The organism is Candidatus Hodgkinia cicadicola, from assembly GCF_002774925.1.
Genome location: NZ_CM008784.1, coordinates 1 through 20858, shown reverse-complemented (window position 1 = coordinate 20858; position 20858 = coordinate 1). Strand labels below are relative to the sequence as shown.

The following is a 20858-nucleotide window of genomic DNA, read 5'->3' as shown; positions in this document are numbered from 1 at the left end:
AAGATATCTTCATGATCGAACATGAAACTTTTGGTTACAGAATGTTATTAACTTCAAGCAATTATGTTGTTAACGGAACTCTTGGTAATACCCTAACAACGTTGTGGTTAATTCTACCCGATTCCAAGACCATAATCGTTTATCTCATAACAAATATCATTATCATTCCGAACCATATATCTCACATCCTGTTCTTTCCAACGTCCGGATCACTTGAATAAACCCACATAAATTAATGACTACCATACACTCTCCAACCTTCAACGAACACGGATGTTTTATCAATTTACTACTCAAATATTACATCAAACACTTAGTATACTATTTCTGTCTAGCTTTAAACTTAGGAAATCTCTTATTAACTACAAACATCTTACCTTGTCTTTTTATTAACAGATTACAATTATTCCTTTTTATAAGTGATCTTAGGGATGTTTTTAATTTCATTTGATTAAACTTATGTTAACAATAATAAATATCTCCATAGTACCAATCAACAACATAAACAACTAAACCATCAATTGAACTAATAAACATAATATGATCAAACACCATATCACATGGTTAATTACCTTGAAAAAACATACTGTGATAAATATAAACTTAAATCAATAAACATCTAACAAACCTGACTTAATTTAAGAAAACAACATCCATAATATTATTAATGATAAGCCACCTATTTGTTTAACACGGATAACATTAACATCTTTCAATAAAGTTAAAACATATACCAAACATTTCTTTTTTAATCAATTATACACCAAATAAAACATTATTACCAAATAATGGAACATACCCAACCTTTAATTGGTACATCAAAGATGAAATCGAACAATAATTAATAAACCAAACATATAAATTATTAATTAATATAACATTTATAAAGCCGATATAACAAAACCAACGACAACGGACATAACATGTCATAATATATATACATTTTATTAAATTCATCTAAATCCTCTATAAACATAAAGTATGAATCGTTTAAATTTAAGTTATAACCAAATATAAAATCATATAACATAGATGTTGTTGTTTTGTTGTTCAATTTGTTATATACACAAATGGTCTAATCACCTTAATAAATCAAACGTACAATAAAATCAATACACCATTAACATAATATAAAACCAACATTAACTTCAACATATTATATAACTAATCGATAATAAACATTAAAAATCTTCAGATATTAACACATGTTATTAACAAACCGCCATATAACCCATGGGTGTTAGCCATGAATTAATCTATATACAAATATAAAATATCAATTAATACCAATAAAACAATCAATTCAACGGAATTCCATTTCTTCCTAATACCTACAAGTTATAAATATTTCAACTTAATAACAAATTTATATCAACCAGATTTTGTTTCAACTAACTCATAAATATACTTACTTATTGATTAAATAATAACCAAAACTTAAAACAACAACCGCCATATGTTTAATTGAAACCATACAACATAAACAACAAATATAATCCATATTTGGGCAGAAACTTAACTTTAAGAAGTACATAATCTATCGAAAAAATCATTGGACCAACGTTTGATTACATCGAAGTAATTCTATAAATATATATATATATACACATATAATATACAAATACAACACCAAAACATTTACAACGAAATATATTCATTACATCTAAATTATTTCTTCATACCGAACCAACAGGTTAAGTATAACGATACCATAATTTCATAGGATAATGAATCATTATTTCCAATAATCCCAAACATGTTACAAAATATCCAAAGACATTAGAAATTCATGAAACATATATAATTACCCACAACATTTAATAAAGATACTAACAAACGGAATATATTTAAATGTCAAACAAATAAATTAATCGAACCGAACGTTGTAAGTATTCCAAAAATATATGATCCTTATTACATGTTTTTTTAAAAACATCAATTAAATTAATTAAAAAACAACCAACCACATGTTTGTTCCGATACTCAGATACACCATTAAATACCTACTTCAAAATAACATTAAGAAACCATATCATAACAAATTATTAACTCATATTTACTAATTAACCTCCGATTGTTGTATAACAGAGATGTAAATGTTGTTTACCATTAGATAAAATATTATCAATATAAGTTAAGATTTAAGAACCAAATACCATGAATTAAAGATATAAAATTTTGTAATAAAACATAAACATATCTATTTTAAGTTAAAACAACAAACACTGACATGTGTTAAAACACTAAACAAAATGTTAAATAAATTAATTAAACATGTAGTTATATATTTGATGGTAATTATTTATTACATATAAAGTAATAAGCATAATTAATGAGTTATTTAACATGGATTCTGATGTATTAAATGAACCATGAGAAGCCTCACTCAGAATTGAACTGAAATTAAAGAATTTGCAATCCTATGTAATAACCGTTATACTACAAGGCCAAACAAACACTTATGGATTACTATATGTGTTTGGTAATTCCAAACTTTAACAAACCGTTAACATTTATAACTCCAAAATTATTAATCGAAATACAAGTACAAATTATAAACCTTTGTTTAAACCCGATAACACTCTTGTTTTTTATATTAACATCTGAATTAATCAAACAATAGAAATATTAATCAACATCCGATGTAACAACCTGATTGTGAATTACTATAACAATTACTATATATATAGTTAATACAAATGATGTAACTTAAACTTTATTACTCATTTTAATCGGTTGTTATGTTTAAACTTGTACTACTAACAACTATTAGTTTCTTGATTATCCATGTATTCCATTAACAATGATTTAATTAATGAATTCTTTGACCGTTGTAATACCACTATACAATAACTAATCAATAACCTTACATTTTAACTTGAATTAATTGTTATCATGTATATTCATTACCGAAATGTATAAATAAATTGTAGTTAATCATGCATATGTTACTATGTTCGGTCATGATAAAAATTACAAGAAGTCAAACAACAACAGCCACACAACATGTATGGGTTGTAACAATCAATTTATCAAGATAAATAAATCATCAAACAATTGAGATGGATTTAATCCGAACTTATTAACATAAACATGTACAAATCGTTGTGAATTATCTTAATAGGAATAAAATGGACTTAACATATATTTATCACAACGATAAGGTCGGAATTTTTTTGTATATATATATAATAACTTAATCCCATAATTTGTACATAATTCATTTATAATTTCATTTCATTTATTACCTCGAACGTTGTTACCAAGCATTAAATATAAATGTTTTAGATCTAAATCATGTACCATTTCTTCTTAACTAAAATTTCAGTAACAAATATACATCCAAATCATCAAAACACAACAACAACCTGACAACGTTGTAATTAAATAATCCAACGTCTGTTCACAAATATCATCGGCTTATTAATTTGTTACCCTAACAATTACTTGCTTCAAACGAATTATACCTAAACCACCCCATGGTTGTTAGAACCAACATAACAAGGAACTGAATATAATATTACCCTGGATTTTGTCTTTAATTCCATATTAATTTACCAAACACGTAAACTTTTGTTAACATCCAAGTAATTCCCATCATTGTATGGTACAACATGTTAGTTATTTATCAACTAAAACATTTGTGTTCCGATTTAATCCTACGAACAGATATTACAACATCACGGTAATAAAAGAAACAGGAATCACTGAAGTATTAATTGCTTATAGCTGATATTACCTTCTGTTAAATTGTATTAACCCGAACCAACCAAAATAAATGAAACCCAAACAAACGAACAATACTGATAAACCAAAGTTGTATTGTGGCCATCATGTTGTTAGTATATAACTCATTGAATTACATCAAAAAATTACTTGTTAATACTAAACATGTATGCGGTGTTAACATCGATGTGTTTCAGACCAAATATTATATTCATACCCTATACATTCATATTTACTTAAACAACAAAACACTTACTTCATCTGAGATATTTTTTTTGAACTAATGTAAGTCAACTTTAAAACCCACTACTAAAGTACCAACGTTGGAACGGAACATAGGAATAAATTAAACTCTTATCATCTATAATAAACAGCTATAACAAAACCCATATTACATAAGCTGCTAACAAATACAATACCTCAAATTAAACACCCGGTTGTTACAATTAGAAATAAAAACAAATGTATACAACTTACTTCAAACCCATGATTAAACATCCAAACAATTAATTATTTTGTTGTGCTTAGTTTATTTCGATAACAACCAGTTCACAACGTGTTCGGTATAAAAGAATTCAATTTAAACTTCAGACAACAACGTTATAATTGTTGTACACTACACAATGGAAATGGGATGTAATTTAGTTAGTAAATGTTACAGAAAAACTTTCAATATATACACATCAATGTCATACATTTATATATATATATATACTCCTGCTTGGTAAATAAACAACCTCCACAACGTTGGAACAGTTATACTACCTATTTAAGTAAAAATCGATGAATAATTTAAGTCAATTGTATAATTTCAACAAAATCCAAGATGTAAACCGAGTTAATTATTAACTTACCATGTTGTTGTCTTCACCGAAAGATTAAACTATTAAAAATTTAACAACATCCGTCAACTTAAATATTCAAACATAAATAACCCATATCTTGTCCAATATATTAGATTATTATTCAACTCCAAGGCAACAAAACGTTGTTACTTCTGACATTGAATTAAGCTAATAAATTAACACTAGTAAATTATAGATGATAGTATCAATTTAAATTAAATAATCCATGATAAGATGACATGCAACGTTGCGGTTCTCATCGCTGACGTGTTGTTTCAATAGATGTTAACAACCAAGTCACTTACAACCATTATCTGTTTACACCATTATTTAATCGATAACGTCTACATTTAAGATGGTAAACTCAATTTGAATTAATAAAATATATTGGAGATAATAACATACAACAATGTGAATTTTTTATTCTCCTCGTTCATGTTCTTGAACGTTGATGGGAATAGTATAGTACAATAATTGAATTAATTAATGGAACCATTCATAACTATCACCATGAAGATAATCATGATATTAACAGGTTCAACCGATAGAAAATACCATATGTTTATTACTTCATTTAATAACTCGATATAAAGATAATCGAACGTTGCGGCAACACTCTACTTCTTCAGAAGTAACATGGTGGATATTATACATGTTTCAATATCTGGATAATATTAATCAGATATAGATACTAATCCCATGATCATCCTCCATGCTATCAATTGTATAAACGTTGTCAATAAATGTAGACTTATCTGGTTTAAAGATTATAATTCTGTTATGAATAACTATTCAATACTATTAGAACCGATCTTGGAACCTTTGGTTAACAAAACATCAGTAGAACACTTGTTGTTCGTTTCAGTTAACGTTATTAAATTCAAATAAAACTAATTAAATAAACATTTGAAACCAACGTCCATGCATGGAACTTTTATATTTGATGAAACCAAACACATGTTATAATTAGATATAATTATTTGGTTACTAATAACTAAAATACATCTATCTACATCGAAATATTCAATTAACATAACAACAATATTAATACCTACGATAAATCGTTTAAGATTAATGTGTATTTATGTCCATCAGAATGATACAACACAACGTTGTTAACATATTTAATGGTCTTAAATAAAATTGATATAAAACATCATAATGGCAATCGATGTATCCATAACAACAAAATTAGAGGTAATCCATATAATTTGATTAGATCATTGGGATGTTGTTGTTAATCAGATATAATAATTCCGAAACAGAGATTAAAAATCTTTCATAAATTACCTTGATTATTTACCCATCAACTCGTTGTAACTTATCACAACGTTGTAATCAAAAAACATCTATTAAACTCAACAGTTATAATTAACATCTTGAAATAAATACAATTAAATGTTACTTACTTTAGTCGTAGCTTCAGTGATCACAAACAATAATAAATTTACACTCTATCATAAAATTAATTTACATTACCATCCCATAGAGATTTCAAAACATCAGACCAATCAATAACTGTATTAATAAGCCGTTATCAAAAACCCACACACACACACATACAACATGTGAACAATACATTAATGTGTATACCTATATGTTTTAATTGAAATTCCAACAACAAGTTGACGAATTGGAATGAAGAAAATAAATTGAGTATCAATCAACATGAAAGATGATAAAAAATGTATTCTATTTATTGAAATAATCTGTTGATAACTGGATGTTGTTAGTTAAATCGGATGCATATATCGACCAATCATGTATTAGATTTTATTGAATGTGATTATAAATAGTAGATATTATATGACTCAATAATATATATAAATGTTGTTATGTTTGAATTAAAACTAATAGGTTGTTGTGTTGGCTTCATGTAAAGGTTCTGAAGGTTGTTAGGTTTTTAGTAACTCATAAGGTCGGATACCACATTTTGATGTTATGTCAGATGATGTCATATCAGTTTTTATTCAATCGATAAGTATTATGTTTTCAATCAATGTTGTTTAATTGAAATGACGATAAACCATGACGTTAAAATTTAAACATATCCATCACATCCAAATCATGTCTTGCGGAGACCTTTGTCTAATAGACAGTGATAGACATTTGATACCAACTTATAGGTTGGATTAACCAACAATATGTACAGATTTATTGTTAACAATCATGGATTATTATTCATGAAGATTTAATAACCACAATCGAACATATCGTTGATAAATATGTTTATAAATCCATGAACCTACAAGTAATTCATTATGTGTTTTTAATAGAACCGAATACAACAAAATTGTCACTAAACAAGTTAAGATCCTTTGGTAATCGTTTTGATCGATTAATAAGTTATATTAAACCATAAACTAATATTAATTTTCATTGGAAAAGAATAAACTTACATGATGGATCTGAAGGATATTCGTTGCATTTGACACCTTTACCATGTTGGTTATCGATAGTCATACGTTGTAAATTCATTATAGTTTATAACCCATTAAAACCTAAACATGTAATGAATACATCAGATCTAATATCTATATATTCATGTAGAAATCGGTAACATTAACAGATAACAATTGTCATGTTACTAAACAACCAAACACCAATGAATCATTTAACAACGGTCAGAATGTTGAATTAATTTATCATATTCATGTTAATGATGTAAAACAGAGGTATGGATTTTGTATATAAGTTATTAAATTTCTATATGTTAACATCATACCAAAGATGTAACCATCAATATATCAGAGTATAAATGGGTTGTTAGATCGGTATTACTTATGTTAAAATCATGAGTATGGTACCATAAGTTTAGAAACTTCTAATATCTATATCGATGATCAAAGGATCACGTTTAATAGACAACAAGAATATGATACTATTATCTTAAACTGGCTGTCGGTTGACAGCTACAAAAGAAAGAACTCGTTATTCTCATCTTATCTAATCAAGATAAACGATAAACTTATAACAACAACAAAATGGTAGATAAATCTAAGCCAATTAATGGTTTATGACCAATGGTTGTATACGAGTACGATTTAATAAAAGTTTTAAATGATTAGGTACTGTAATGGAGATGTATTGAACAAAGAAATAAACATGTTAGTTGTTGTAACCAATATGTTATTACCGCTTCGTGATCACTCCAAACATCAAAGATCTTGGCAAACCAGTAACAACATCCTTACAATTTTGTTTCAGTTAATCCAAAGATGTGGACACTGGATCGAATAGCTAACATGTGGTTACCAGATTCAATGATAGTCATTAAAAAATGTATTAATATTAACATCATCAACCGTTAACATTTTGTTTTTTTTGTTGTTCACTAGAAACGTTCCAACATGTTAATTTATACATGGATTGTTTAATTTCCGATATAACATTTGGTAGGTTTATAACTTTCAGTTTACCATCCATTCTTTCAGGATTACACATCCGAGACTACATCGTTTGATTAAATATTTATAAGCTATTAATCACTCATGTTCTTGTTCTAAAACCGGTGTTAACCTCTAGGTTGTCATCGATGTTCACTTTATGTTTTTTTTTAGATAATCTGATCCATTAATCATTAGATACATTCATCGTCGAATTGAAGTAACTCAAACCTACCTGTTATCTCTTAATCTCGACATAACATACCTTTCATTGGAAAACATTTCAACAACCAACATCCAAATTATCAATCAACTTGAATCAGTTATAACTTATGTACTACTATTTCCTCGTTGTATTAATCTTCACCATCGTTTGTTTCATCACCACATATCCTTCTCCTTCGTCGTCACCAGTTTATCTCACCATTGTTTTATAATATTTCCGTTCATCTTCTCATTCAAACATTATTAGAAAATCTTTAATAGAACAACACTGTAAAGGGTTGAACCGTCTATAACCTTTCAAACGAATACACCATATTTAATATCGGATTCGAGATAATTGTTATCATGTTGTTTTAAATCCATTTATCACCTTTCTCATCCTACGGTTTTTTGTTCTTCTTATCTTACAAAATAGTGGCTTCAACTTATACTTCAGTGATAACCAAAACATTACCAAATCTATAAACCGAACCTATAAATATACTATCAAGTCCAACGTTGTTACCTTGATCACTCACATGTTTACAACGTTGTTAATACATGGTAAATTTCTTATAATAAAACAGGTATGCGGATTTAATGTAATCATTGGATTTTGTTATGATCTGAATTTACCATCTGTATGTGTATATATTCGATTAATTTCATAAACCAACTCATCATGTACTTATAATCCTGGTATTAACATCGGACGTTGGCAACATCCATGAAGATTAACAACATTTATATATATATATAAAATAATGTATTACATAAGGTACGTTTAAATAACATGTACATTAGTGACAGGATTTTGATCCTTTAGTGAATAATTTAAACCTTCGATACCAAACGTTCTGGTTATAAGATTAACATGTTAAATTAACTAATAAACCGAATACAGATTTAATCGCTAACATCACATATGGCATATGTGGTTTTTTTTATCTACTAAACATATCATAACATCAAACCTATCAAAGATGTTTAATTATATTAACTTTAATATCTCATTTCAACTCCAACCGTATAAACCATTAAAACATTATATCTTGATTTTAAAACCAAACACCATCAAGGTTCCAACATTATACCTCTTCTTACTTAATACCGTTGGTAACCGAATTTTGTTTATTGTAGATGGGATTACATTTTTGTTTTAAACCATAATTTAACTCCAACAACAGATGTACATTATTTTTTTGTTTATACATGTATACCCATCACATTTTGTTGTAAACATATTAATATACCACATGATTCAGAGATGTTATACACCCTCGTTGACCTTATAATACATCGGAATAAACTTTAAAGATGACTCCATATTAACAGGATGTTGTTAAACACTTTGTAACATCATTTTAAATACCATTATAACATAAGAAGATTATATCTGAGTTCGAATTTTGTTCCTTCGGAATATCCCGTATACATCCAATATCTGTTTGTTTATAACACCAAACCAATCATCAATGAATTAACATTTTATTAACATTTAACCTCAATATCTGACATGAATTATCAATTTGTCGTTTAATGAACCATCATAAGAATCAGTATAACTATACGTACAATTTTATCCACCAACCTGTTGTATCAACAACAACACGTGAACATTGGAACGTTTGGTAGTTTCTATGTACTAGACGAACAACGATTTGAAACGAAAACAGAAAAAACAACACTACTAGTTGGAATAAACAACAATGAAATAAATTGATAAATTCAACAACAAACACACAAACAAAACCACTATACAAGACATATAAATATCTGCCGTTTATTCAAAATATACATTGACATATGTCGGAATGTTAAATCAACGGAAAACCAATAATAACTTGATAAGGTTATATATATATAGAAAAACAACATGGGTTACACAAAAGGCAGGTTGTAGGTTATGTATTTTTGTTGTTAAATTTTAAAGATTAACATATAATTGTATTAAATTACTTAAAATTACATATTTATTAACATGTTTAATTACATGATGTATCGTACTAATATTTTTTTTATCAACAAAATAGTTATAGGTAAATAAACTTAAATTACCATTGAATATGATGTGTTAGATGGAATTAAACTTACCAAATTAAACCGATTTAACATTGGTTTATCGGAGATAGTTATAACTATTGACAAGTCGATGAATGGTTAATGTCTGAAATTATACGTTATACAAACTGTGAATAATGGGAAGTAACAACTTATACAGCATGTAAATATGGTTGATTTGGAAGTCGGATTTTGTTATGATCGATAGTGTTGTTAATTATTACATGTAATTGATATTATATATTTGATATTGATGGTATAACCATGTTAAAAACAGATTACTTCGTTGTAAGATATAACATATTTGTATTAATTAGCCATTAATGAAAACAGGAACTTAACATGAACCTCTGTTTACCGCTAATATCATGATCATAAGGTTTGTACCAATAAAATATATTTAGACCGATGGTGTAATTTAAATGAACCAGATGATGGATGTTGGTTCCAGTTTATCATTAGAATATGTTACATTAAGTAATCGATAAGATATGAGATATTTAGTAGTTCCATTGACCATGTTAGTGACGGATATACTTATATTTTGTAATAAATACATGGAACATATTGTAACCAACATAGATTATTCACTTAATACTTCGATGTGAATAACAAACAAATCGATGCCAACCATGAAGACCAAAAACATAGAGGAAACCATATGATATGTTAATACAAATATATCTTCATGTGATAAGGTAATATGATACCTTTAGGTAAATCTACTGATAATGCAGCTTATGAAGAAATAATCAATGTATTATGATTAGATGTTAAGCTTCGGATAAAACCCATGAAACCATATGTTCAGGTTTGTTTAATGAGATTACAACACGTTCGAGTACAGTATTTGTTTGGTATATTAACAGATAAATTTAACATAAAATAAGATGATAATAGATTAACTGATTTAAACAATGGATTAATTAACATATACAACAAGATCCATGAAGTAATCGATTAATTTAAACGTGCAGATCTTATATGAATAGAATATCTGATTTGTTGATTCATGAGTAAAGATGACTACATGTTTGGTTTAATAACATATTAATTAGTATGGATGTTGGTATATCGAGATGGTTTGGTATAGATATAACAACAAAAACACCTGTGTTGGTGATATAATAAATGTATACAATAAGTTAGATTGGGATATATATATATGTGTGTTGTAAATTATGATAAACGGATCAAATACTTGGTAAACATTTATATGTGTTTTACAGATGATCCCAAGAATATCCGATGTTGATGTTAATTTACGGATATGTTACATATAGCATAGAATCTGGATGTCAACGATTCTTGTGAATTAAACTTGTCTGTTTGTTTTGTTTACTATTACCATCCTGTTGTAACAACAAATCTAATAACTGATGGGACTTCTTTGAAGTCGTTTCAATTGCTTAACAGAATCAATAAAATATTCAATGCCATTAGTCACCATATTTCATACATCAAACATCATGTCCGTAAAGTTAATGTTTACCCCCACTATTCTCAACATCCTCTAATATTAAATCAGAACTCATACCAACGTTTATAAGTGATGTTAAAACAGGAGTAATTGGAATATTCATAAACAACGTTCGAATCTTATTTGTTGGTCTGTGTTCGGAAGTACACTGTTCTAATTTTTCTTTCTGATATCCAAAACAAGAACCGTACTACCACCAACGATAATACCCTCATGAATTGTTGATCTGGTAACAACCAATACATTCCTCCCCTCTCCTCCTTCTTCTTTAATCTCTATTCAGCTGATCAACTTACCTTTATCATGACTATTCCATCTGTTAATCTCACCAATAGTCCATGTAATTATCTGTTCTCATACCCTCCTTCAACACCATCTCATTGTTGGTTTATCCTTATTATTTCATCTCTTAAGATAATCCGTCCTCTATCTGACCAATTAACAACGATGTTAGAAGTCTTTATCCAATCCTTTCTTCCTGTTTTATCTGATTAACTTGATGGTAAATATTTCTAATTTTGTTTAAAGTCTATCAAGTGATTATTTGAATACAACTAAACATACACCGTATCATCTAACATTCAGTTACTTCAATCATCAAGATCCGATGATTCAAACATCAACAACCTCTTGGTTGTTCTTTATTATTTGTTTAATAACAACGTTGTTAATACTTAACCTCCAATATCGTCAGTAACACTTACAAGGTTGTTATCGTTCCTGATATAATTTCTAATACAGATAGAACTGGTTTCATACTTGTAATCCTCTTCATTACAAACCACAACATATGGATGTTTGAAGCCAAGAAGTTACATCTTCCTTTGGTTGGAATAAAATCATCTTGAAATATATATCTTCTATCAAATCTCAATTCCATCAACCAATTCTAATCCAAATCACAGGATGTTGTTACCTCCATAATAACTAATTCCACCGTTGTTCTACCTTCTGTAACACCACACCAATGTTTAATCCCACCGTCTATTACCATTTAAAGTAATACATTTCTAACCTGAATAATCTTACCTAATCCTAATCCCCTCCTTCACTAAAATTTTGTTGTTAATCCCTCCATCTTACCTAGATAATGAGAACCACTCCCTCCTAACATCTATTGGATTAATACCTAAATTAACAACCTCCGATCCTTTATTTACCCACATCATTTGTACCAAACGTTATGACTGGCAGTGTTCAATCTCCAACGATCCTATTAATTTTAATCCACAACTACTTCCAACATTTATTAACCTCAATACCATCCCAATACACCATTGACATTGGGTTCTCATAACGTTCGTTATCCCATAGTTGTTTCCGAACCTATAAGTAACCTGTTCTTTTTAACACTAACAACGTTCAAACATTCGAACATTGAGATAAATCTTAACAACGTTGGTACCATGTTTATATCTTCCAATATTCCACCTCTAACATCATTGATATGATCTGTAAATGAATATACCTATCAACATTAGATCGGCCATCTATAAGATCAATCATTTAAATATCACTTCTTCAACCATAATACATTGAACACCAAAATCTAAACAATACTCCTACATCGAATAACAACAGTGGGTTCTACTTGTTTCGATCATGAAGTCAGTTTTTTTGTTGTTTAACCGTTGTTATTAAAGAACAAGTTTGTTACTTCTGATGAGATTTCAATTGGTAGATATCTTAATATATCATAGACATGTCCATTAACAATTAACCTCAATGTGTCATTACCACTCAATCCTCGACATTTACAATAATCCAACTGCATCTTTGTTATATAGCTGCTAACAGATTCGTATTCTACTCTCGATGAGAAACAATTAACCTCAATCGTTGGCAACGAACATACCATACATTGTTTTGACCATAACAATGAATTACACTTCACAACACTCTTACAATTCTCCTGTCCGATGTTTACATTAATTCTAAATATATTAGTTGATAAACCATAAGCCACAGACTTGGATAGAACGGTGCTATTGGTATTACTACTAACGTGATATATTTTTGTTCCAGTATCAACACATTGATTGGAATTACTAATACTCAGAGAATAAAATTCGGTATTAGAACCTTTGGCTATCAGAACGGAGGATGGATACTTCCAAGTTATAACGGCACCAATCTCAATTTGAATTCAGATTATCTTTGAGTACCTTTCACTACATAATGCTCTTTTCGTAACAAAGTTCAATACACCTTTCTTTCCACCCAATCAGTTCTGGAATGTTGAATATCTTAGACATGAAGAATTTCTAACTGTTATTTCTACTACCGCAGCATGTAAAACATTTCCGCTTACAACACCGGAATTACATCCTTCAAAGTAACTGGCACAACTTTGATCTTCTAAGATAATAAATGTTCTTTCAAATTGACCACTACTTTTTCTATTAATCTTAAAATATGTTGACAATACCACAGGATTTCTAATATTTTTAGGTATTACTACAAACGTACCATCTGTAAAAACCATGCTGTTCAATGTAGAAAAATAATTATCATTAGAAGATACTACCTTACCAAAGTAACGTCTGATATAAACCGGACTTAACAATGTTGCCATTGATAAACTCATAAATTGTACACCAAGTTTTTTTAGTTCTTTTGTTAAGCTTAGATAAATGGAATTTGAATTATAAACAACATCAATATCCGAAACATGTTTGTTTGTTGTTTCCATGTAATTAACATCCATATTTATCAACTCTTTATTGAATCTCTTATAATTTAATCCAATTTTACTTCAAACCGGACAACACATAAACAATCAACAATAAAATGCATTTATCCTCCAATCTAACATCCATTTTGGTTCTCTCCTCAACATCGATATGTTCTCAATATATATCCTATCCATCAAGGATAAATAGAGACTAATCGGAGATTAGTTAATCATTTCGTTAGATAAAACGAACATGTTATAAATCTACAACAAAATATCATCACCTCGTTGTTATCTCGTTGGAAACGGTCAGTGTTGTAAGTTCGAAGTAATTATCATGTTACCACATAGTAATCGTCACTTACTAAGAAAACCAACACCCATGTTGTCAACCACAACAAACATACCAAAAACATATATGCATTTTATCAGGTCACTATGTTTTATGTTAAAATTATCTACCATCAATATCCTATACACTTGATTAAATTATTACAGTATAATCATTTGGATAAATTATTTTTTTAGTAATCTAATGACTTTATTTTGTTGGTTCAAAACATCAACGTTCGAACATACAATTGTGATCCGTTATCAACAAGATTGACTAAACTCTACTAAAATTAAATTTAGTTGTTATAGATACAATTTTATCAACAAATACCGATTGAATTAAGTACCCCGATCGGATCTTGTTTGTTGTTACCATTATTTTTTTTCTCCATATCTTTCTAGACTTCAACATCGTAGGTACATACGTGTTGTTTCGATTATCTCAGATCTTAATCTCATTCAGATGGTATTAACAATATCCGTTGTTTAACTCACATATAACATCAACGGTCAACCGACTATAAACAGATCACAAACGTTGTTAACATCTGTGTTGGACTTGTTGAAATATATCTCAAACGTTAGAACCACCAACGACCAACGAAACGATATGTTGTAGTAGGTTTTGTTCAGTCATATAAAACATGATGTATTATACCACCAATGTTCGGTTACATTTACTCGTTGCATAACGAACCAAACGTTGTGATAACCTATACATGTTGTTGTTATGTAATGAAATGTTATAAATGTTTGGTAATAATTAGTTTTAACGTTGATAAACCAGAAGTACCGTCATCACAGTTTGTTTTGATTAATAAAATTGATAATCGATACTAACTGTCAAGTTAAAACTTTCAATGGAAACATCTACTTGTTAACGATAAACACTTAACAACCGATTACATTTGTTATTGATTTGTAGACTACCATTGTGTTTATATAGTACTTAATTAGATGAATTCTGTATATCATTGAGCTATACGATGCCATTGAACCAAACGTTTGAAGTTATATCTTAAACAAATTGTTAACTTCGGAGTTAATATTACCCGATAACAACAACTCGATGTTTCAACATGAACAGATTTAAAATGTATTACTAAAATTGAATATAAAAGAAGTCAACAAACACATGAAATCAAGTGAATATTGAAATCTGATATAACAATTGATTTATGGATACTATATATATAACCGAAATACTTAGATCATCTCTTTCCAACGTTGGAAGTAGTACATTAATAACATCCTTCGATTAAAACACATCAAAACGTTGTCAAACATTTAGGTTATTCAAATTAATATCATCATCTTTGGATAAAAATTGAATACTGTTAACTCGATGTAGTAAACGGATTATGTGTTTATTCATCCATCAAATTGATAATGGAAGAAGACTTGTAATCAAATTAAACTCAAGAATTTAATCTTTTAATATATATATAGTAAAGTTGTTATCGATATGAAATTTTCAATCTATTATCTGATCGATTTTGTTGCAACGTCCATGGTATTATTGATAATAAATGTTTTAGAAGAGACATTACCTTTCAGGTCCACGATAAATACCAAATGTAACTAATAACATATGTTTAAATCAAATGCATATTCATTTACCAACATAAATTATACTCAAGATCTTATAATTTGTTTGGATATATCTCGATATTACTAAATCTATTCAGATTCAATACTACTAAACGTTAGATCGGAATCTTTAACCACTACACCGAAGGTACTTTTTAAATACATATTTAATAATAAAACTTGAAATTTATTACACTTATCTCTATTATCATGTTGGTTTTAACTAAACAAAAAGGATAGATCAAGATCTTTCTAAGTAGAACTCTTATTGTTTGGTAGTAATAAGAACAATTGGGATCAATTTATTAAATCCTACAACAATTATATCGATACTCATTTATAATTCCGCTTTCCTCTTAAACATACACCCATATCTTCAACATCTATTCCAATACTAATTGTTTTACAGTGATAAACATGAATAAGATTTATATCAAGGAAACGATGAACAGAAAAGTATCAAACACAGATGTTTCTTGATTAAATTTAATTTGTTGATCTCAATAGAAACATAGTATATTGGAGTATAAATATTATCTTTTTTTTGTTTAAATGAATTAAAAACTTATATAACGTTTAAATATACCATAACATCGGAAACCTATACCTCTATATCCTAATGAATAAAACCACCATTCATGTCTATAAACATCATCTCGTTGTTCCAACCAAACATACACCGGCCTACATTTTTGTACTCCTACCTATAAGATTTCTATTACTTTTATTTTGTTTAGATCTAATAACATGTTTAATCGTACACATTATTACGTTGTATAAATTCATTTCCAGTGTTGTTAACAAATCCTTATCTAAGTACCTACACATCCCTTGTTTCCAACCATTCCTCTCTCCTTAAGAAAAGAGATAATAAATAATAGATATCTTTCCTACCTTGAGGTAGGTTTATTTAGTTGAGATGGTAATGTTAAGTCACTATCAGGGTATATAAATCTAAAGAACAGACCATACATAACGTTGATAAACATCACCTTTTAAATTTAAACCATATTATAACTACAATTGATCAGAATATGTTTACATGTTTCGATAATGTTTGGCTTAATAAATATCACTCATCTTAATCATAATAGAACTAATATCAGTTACATTAATAGGTTATTCTTTACCGATATTTCTTATTAAAAATATTATTTATTCCCAAACACTTAGACGGTCAACTAACATCTATGCCACAACTTTGTTTCATCTTAACATTATATATATAAAACATATCTTATTAAATATCATTTATCTTTCTTACTTGTTAAACCTATTTCTAATAACGTTGTTATTAATCCACAGTCTTCTTGTAACCATAACAACTTACCCATTGGTATTACCACTTTGTTGTTCTAACTTAACCAAGTTGTGATATACCATCAGCATTTAATGGATTACCGAACTTAACTTCAATTGATTTTATCTGTATAAACTTATTTGTAAGTAACAATAAACTTGATTAAATACTTACACTTAAATCTCAAACAAAATGATTAAGTATAACAACTTAATTTAAAGTAATAACTCTGATCGTTAAGCCAACATGGTTCAAATTCCATGAAACCTTTACATACTACAACCTTTAACCTTTAAAAACCATGACATCTCTTTAGTAGTTACAACATTTATGTTATATTTTTTTATATATAAACATGTTTGGTTGTTTTTAGTGGTGTATCACTTGTTTTTAATCTCCGTTGTTTCAATTAATCCTATCTTGTTCAAACGAACCCATATATATAACGAGTACATTCGGTCAACATCTGTTTCTTAATCGATTTGTTTAAACGTTTATCACAACCATCGGTTGTTAACTCGTTTACTATGGAATCACCTCATATATTTACTAGTCAACAACATATCAAACGTTTAGTGTATAATACCTAAACATACCAACCATTCCTTGTCAAGGTTATATAAATCATATTGAAATCATAAACAATTACATCATCTTCTTGTTGTTTTCCGAACAAATAATACCTATTAATACAAACATACAGTACACCAATACCTACTAAAACAATATGTAACCACATAGACTTGTTTTAATAATTTAATTATCTCATATGATAAACTACCTATGATAAATGATAATAAATACGGAACCACAATTACAATCACTACCTATTGGATTTATGTTTTAAAAACAAAATGTTATCAAGAAATCCATGAACATCTATCGGTTGTTGGTTTATTCCGATGTCTAATTTGAATAAGTTTATTAACCAGAAATGATATTAATTAACAGAAACATCATATTAAATTGGGTATCACTACGTTGTTAACGATTAAATGAACCATGGGTGTTGTTAGATTTTAAAATATATATATATATATATATAATCGTTGGTAAAATGGTTAATGAATTAAACTCTTGGAAAGAGTTATTAAATCAAATGAACAACAACAGATTTCATTGAATATCCGTTATATATTTATTCAATCTGAGAGATAACTACCATTGGACCGTTGTTAACCAACATCAAATGTTTGGATAAGAATTATATGAATTTAAATTAATAAACTTAATACTATATCACTTCCATCTGTGTTGTAGATTGGTTATAAATACCATAAAACCAACCGGATAATATCTGAAATGTTATCGGAGGTTGTAAGTAAAATTATTATTTTATTTGTAGGTATAATATCGATTAACATTGAGATGGAATTGTAAGTAATTTAATAACATTTGGTTGTAAACATGTTTTATTTTTTTTATCTGTTTAATGAAACAACAAATAGGTGAATATGACGGATAAACAATTAAGTTAAGATGTTCTGATAAATCAGTTATCAAACGAACACTGATTGGGTTTTTTTGTTATAAGCTTATGAACGGTACATTAAAATGTTGTAAACGTTTAGTTGAAACATGTAATAATAAGTTATTTCTTCATTTATAATAGCCGATGATTGGCCAACAAAATGTTGATGTTAAATGCTTGGGTTTTAAATAAAGTATCAATGATAAATGCTTGAACATATCAATGGATTGGGCCTCTGTGTTGTAGAGGCTTAGATGGAATAAACCAATGGTTTATATTCTTCGAGTCTTATTACAAATCAAATTATATTATACATCTACTATATGTTTTCAATACTAAAAGGTTAATTGTATTGAGGTTGTTTCTATCAGTATAAACATTTGATGGTATGTTGTTAACATTAATCGAATGAATACAAATAGAGTTATGATTTTTAATACGAAAAACAGGTTTAACTATTACATGGGATTTACTTAACATTAATACATTTAGGATAATTTTAGCAATTGAATTATTACCGATGACAGATTCACGTATTGTTTGTTTAATAGAACATCTGTTCACAATCGAGTTAGAAAACGTTATTATGTTGGAGTTATCAGATAATATAGAAGTTACTTGGATCAGGTTTGGAGATATCAATGTGTTATCAATAATAAGTTTAATTTTGGAATTGGAACCGATTACTAACTTCACATTGACGGTTCTTCTTATGAAGAATTTAACTATAACTTTAGAATTACTACTAATAACAAGGTTGATAACAACATCATTGCCATCTACCCATATTAAAACGTTTGAACAACAATCTATAAAGATGTTGGATTTAATTATTGGTTTATTAATCACTATATTCGATAAACATGCTATTCCAATATAAAATTGAAAGATATTATAACTGTACAACAAAATTTTACCATCACCTCATGTTTTGTCGATCGAAGTGTATCTATCACAGGATAAACATGGACATCATGTTCAGATATGTTTTCTAGACTCTTTGTTGTAAAACCAATTCAATAGTAAAAGTATTTAAATTATAATATTAAATTACTTACCACTCGTTGGTTTTTTATAACTACATCATAAATGTGTATAGTGGTTTACTATAATATATATATATATAATTGAAATAATAACAAAAGGTACAGATTTGTAACTGAACTGAAACCATATGTTTAACAAACAAATAGGTAGTTTGGATCTGTTCTAACCTTTTACAAGATGTAGTAACCGAACGAAGACATCAAATTTTTATATCGATATCTTCTATGATGGTTTTTTACAAACGATGTAAATATTCTATAACCTATTCATTGATTGTATGCTTAAAATTCAACGTCCAAACATTTAATAATACCCATCCATCATTGACCTACTTCATCTACTATCAAAAAACATAACAAAATGTTATCACATATTCACAACGGTGTACCATTCAGTCCGAGGAACGTTTGTTTCCATCTTTCTGTCCATATACACTTTTCAACATAATTAGTAATTAATTAATTATAACGATGGTATCGAATTGATAAAATAACTAATCAAACGTTTGGATTAATTTAAAACAAGATGGTAGTGACTGATGTCACATGGAGGTTGGTTAACATCAAGTGTTGTAAGCCGTCAATAAAGTTTCCACTTATCTATATTATAAATATCATAAAACCACAATATACCAAATGTTATACCTTAAGATGTTATACCGAATAGTTCGGATATGGATTATAATGGTTTAATAAACAATGAACTAACTGATAAAATGTTAACAACGTTCGAAGATCTTAA

The 20858-nt window shown here is 28.1% G+C and carries 13 protein-coding genes; 3 read left to right on the top strand and 10 right to left on the bottom strand.

Features of this window, described 5'->3' with window-relative positions; genetic code table 4:
* Window positions 1-159: 159 nt before the first annotated feature.
* The 8 genes from MAGTDC_RS05305 to MAGTDC_RS04325 all read right to left on the bottom strand — a co-directional run bounded on the left by MAGTDC_RS05305 (window position 160) and on the right by MAGTDC_RS04325 (window position 14841).
* Entirely contained in the window at window positions 160-285 is a 126-nt protein-coding gene (locus tag MAGTDC_RS05305; protein WP_278046878.1) for a hypothetical protein, read from the bottom strand.
* Window positions 286-321: 36 nt separating this feature from the next.
* A complete protein-coding gene (locus tag MAGTDC_RS01090; RefSeq protein WP_146656674.1) occupies window positions 322-447 on the bottom strand; it encodes a ribosomal protein bL36 in 126 nt (41 codons plus the stop codon).
* A 5014-nt stretch (window positions 448-5461) separates the two neighbouring features.
* Window positions 5462-5605 (bottom strand): hypothetical protein, encoded by a 144-nt coding sequence (locus MAGTDC_RS04330; RefSeq protein WP_192572983.1) that lies wholly within the window; start codon window positions 5603-5605, stop codon window positions 5462-5464.
* A 3656-nt stretch (window positions 5606-9261) separates the two neighbouring features.
* Entirely contained in the window at window positions 9262-9390 is a 129-nt protein-coding gene (locus MAGTDC_RS05300) for a hypothetical protein (protein WP_278046877.1), read from the bottom strand.
* Window positions 9391-11855: 2465 nt separating this feature from the next.
* Complete coding sequence (locus tag MAGTDC_RS01080) at window positions 11856-12083, bottom strand: hypothetical protein (protein WP_146656672.1); 228 nt, start codon at window positions 12081-12083, stop codon at window positions 11856-11858.
* A gap of 319 nt (window positions 12084-12402) precedes the next feature.
* Window positions 12403-12582: a hypothetical protein gene (locus MAGTDC_RS05295; RefSeq protein WP_146656671.1), complete on the bottom strand. Its 180-nt coding sequence runs from the start codon at window positions 12580-12582 to the stop codon at window positions 12403-12405.
* A 744-nt stretch (window positions 12583-13326) separates the two neighbouring features.
* Window positions 13327-14538 (bottom strand): SufD family Fe-S cluster assembly protein, encoded by a 1212-nt coding sequence (locus tag MAGTDC_RS01070; RefSeq protein WP_278046881.1) that lies wholly within the window; start codon window positions 14536-14538, stop codon window positions 13327-13329.
* A 129-nt stretch (window positions 14539-14667) separates the two neighbouring features.
* Window positions 14668-14841, bottom strand: coding sequence for a hypothetical protein (locus MAGTDC_RS04325; RefSeq protein WP_192572987.1), 174 nt, complete (start codon window positions 14839-14841; stop codon window positions 14668-14670).
* Between the two features lie 552 nt (window positions 14842-15393).
* Between MAGTDC_RS04325 and MAGTDC_RS05290 the strand changes: the two genes are divergently transcribed.
* Window positions 15394-15549: a hypothetical protein gene (locus MAGTDC_RS05290; protein WP_278046880.1), complete on the top strand. Its 156-nt coding sequence runs from the start codon at window positions 15394-15396 to the stop codon at window positions 15547-15549.
* Window positions 15550-16983: 1434 nt separating this feature from the next.
* Here MAGTDC_RS05290 and MAGTDC_RS04320 read toward each other — a convergent pair.
* The gene (locus MAGTDC_RS04320) at window positions 16984-17127 is read right to left on the bottom strand and encodes a hypothetical protein (RefSeq protein ID WP_192572986.1); all 144 of its coding nucleotides are present in this window, start codon (window positions 17125-17127) and stop codon (window positions 16984-16986) included.
* 389 nt (window positions 17128-17516) lie between these two features.
* A complete protein-coding gene (locus MAGTDC_RS05285) occupies window positions 17517-17645 on the bottom strand; it encodes a hypothetical protein (RefSeq protein ID WP_278046879.1) in 129 nt (42 codons plus the stop codon).
* Between the two features lie 960 nt (window positions 17646-18605).
* Here MAGTDC_RS05285 and MAGTDC_RS04315 point away from each other — a divergent pair.
* Both MAGTDC_RS04315 and MAGTDC_RS01055 read left to right on the top strand, forming a co-directional pair.
* Complete coding sequence (locus MAGTDC_RS04315) at window positions 18606-18800, top strand: hypothetical protein (RefSeq protein ID WP_192572985.1); 195 nt, start codon at window positions 18606-18608, stop codon at window positions 18798-18800.
* A 790-nt stretch (window positions 18801-19590) separates the two neighbouring features.
* Window positions 19591-19950, top strand: a complete 360-nt coding sequence (locus MAGTDC_RS01055; protein ID WP_192572984.1) for a hypothetical protein — start codon at window positions 19591-19593, stop codon at window positions 19948-19950.
* Window positions 19951-20858 lie beyond the last annotated feature (908 nt).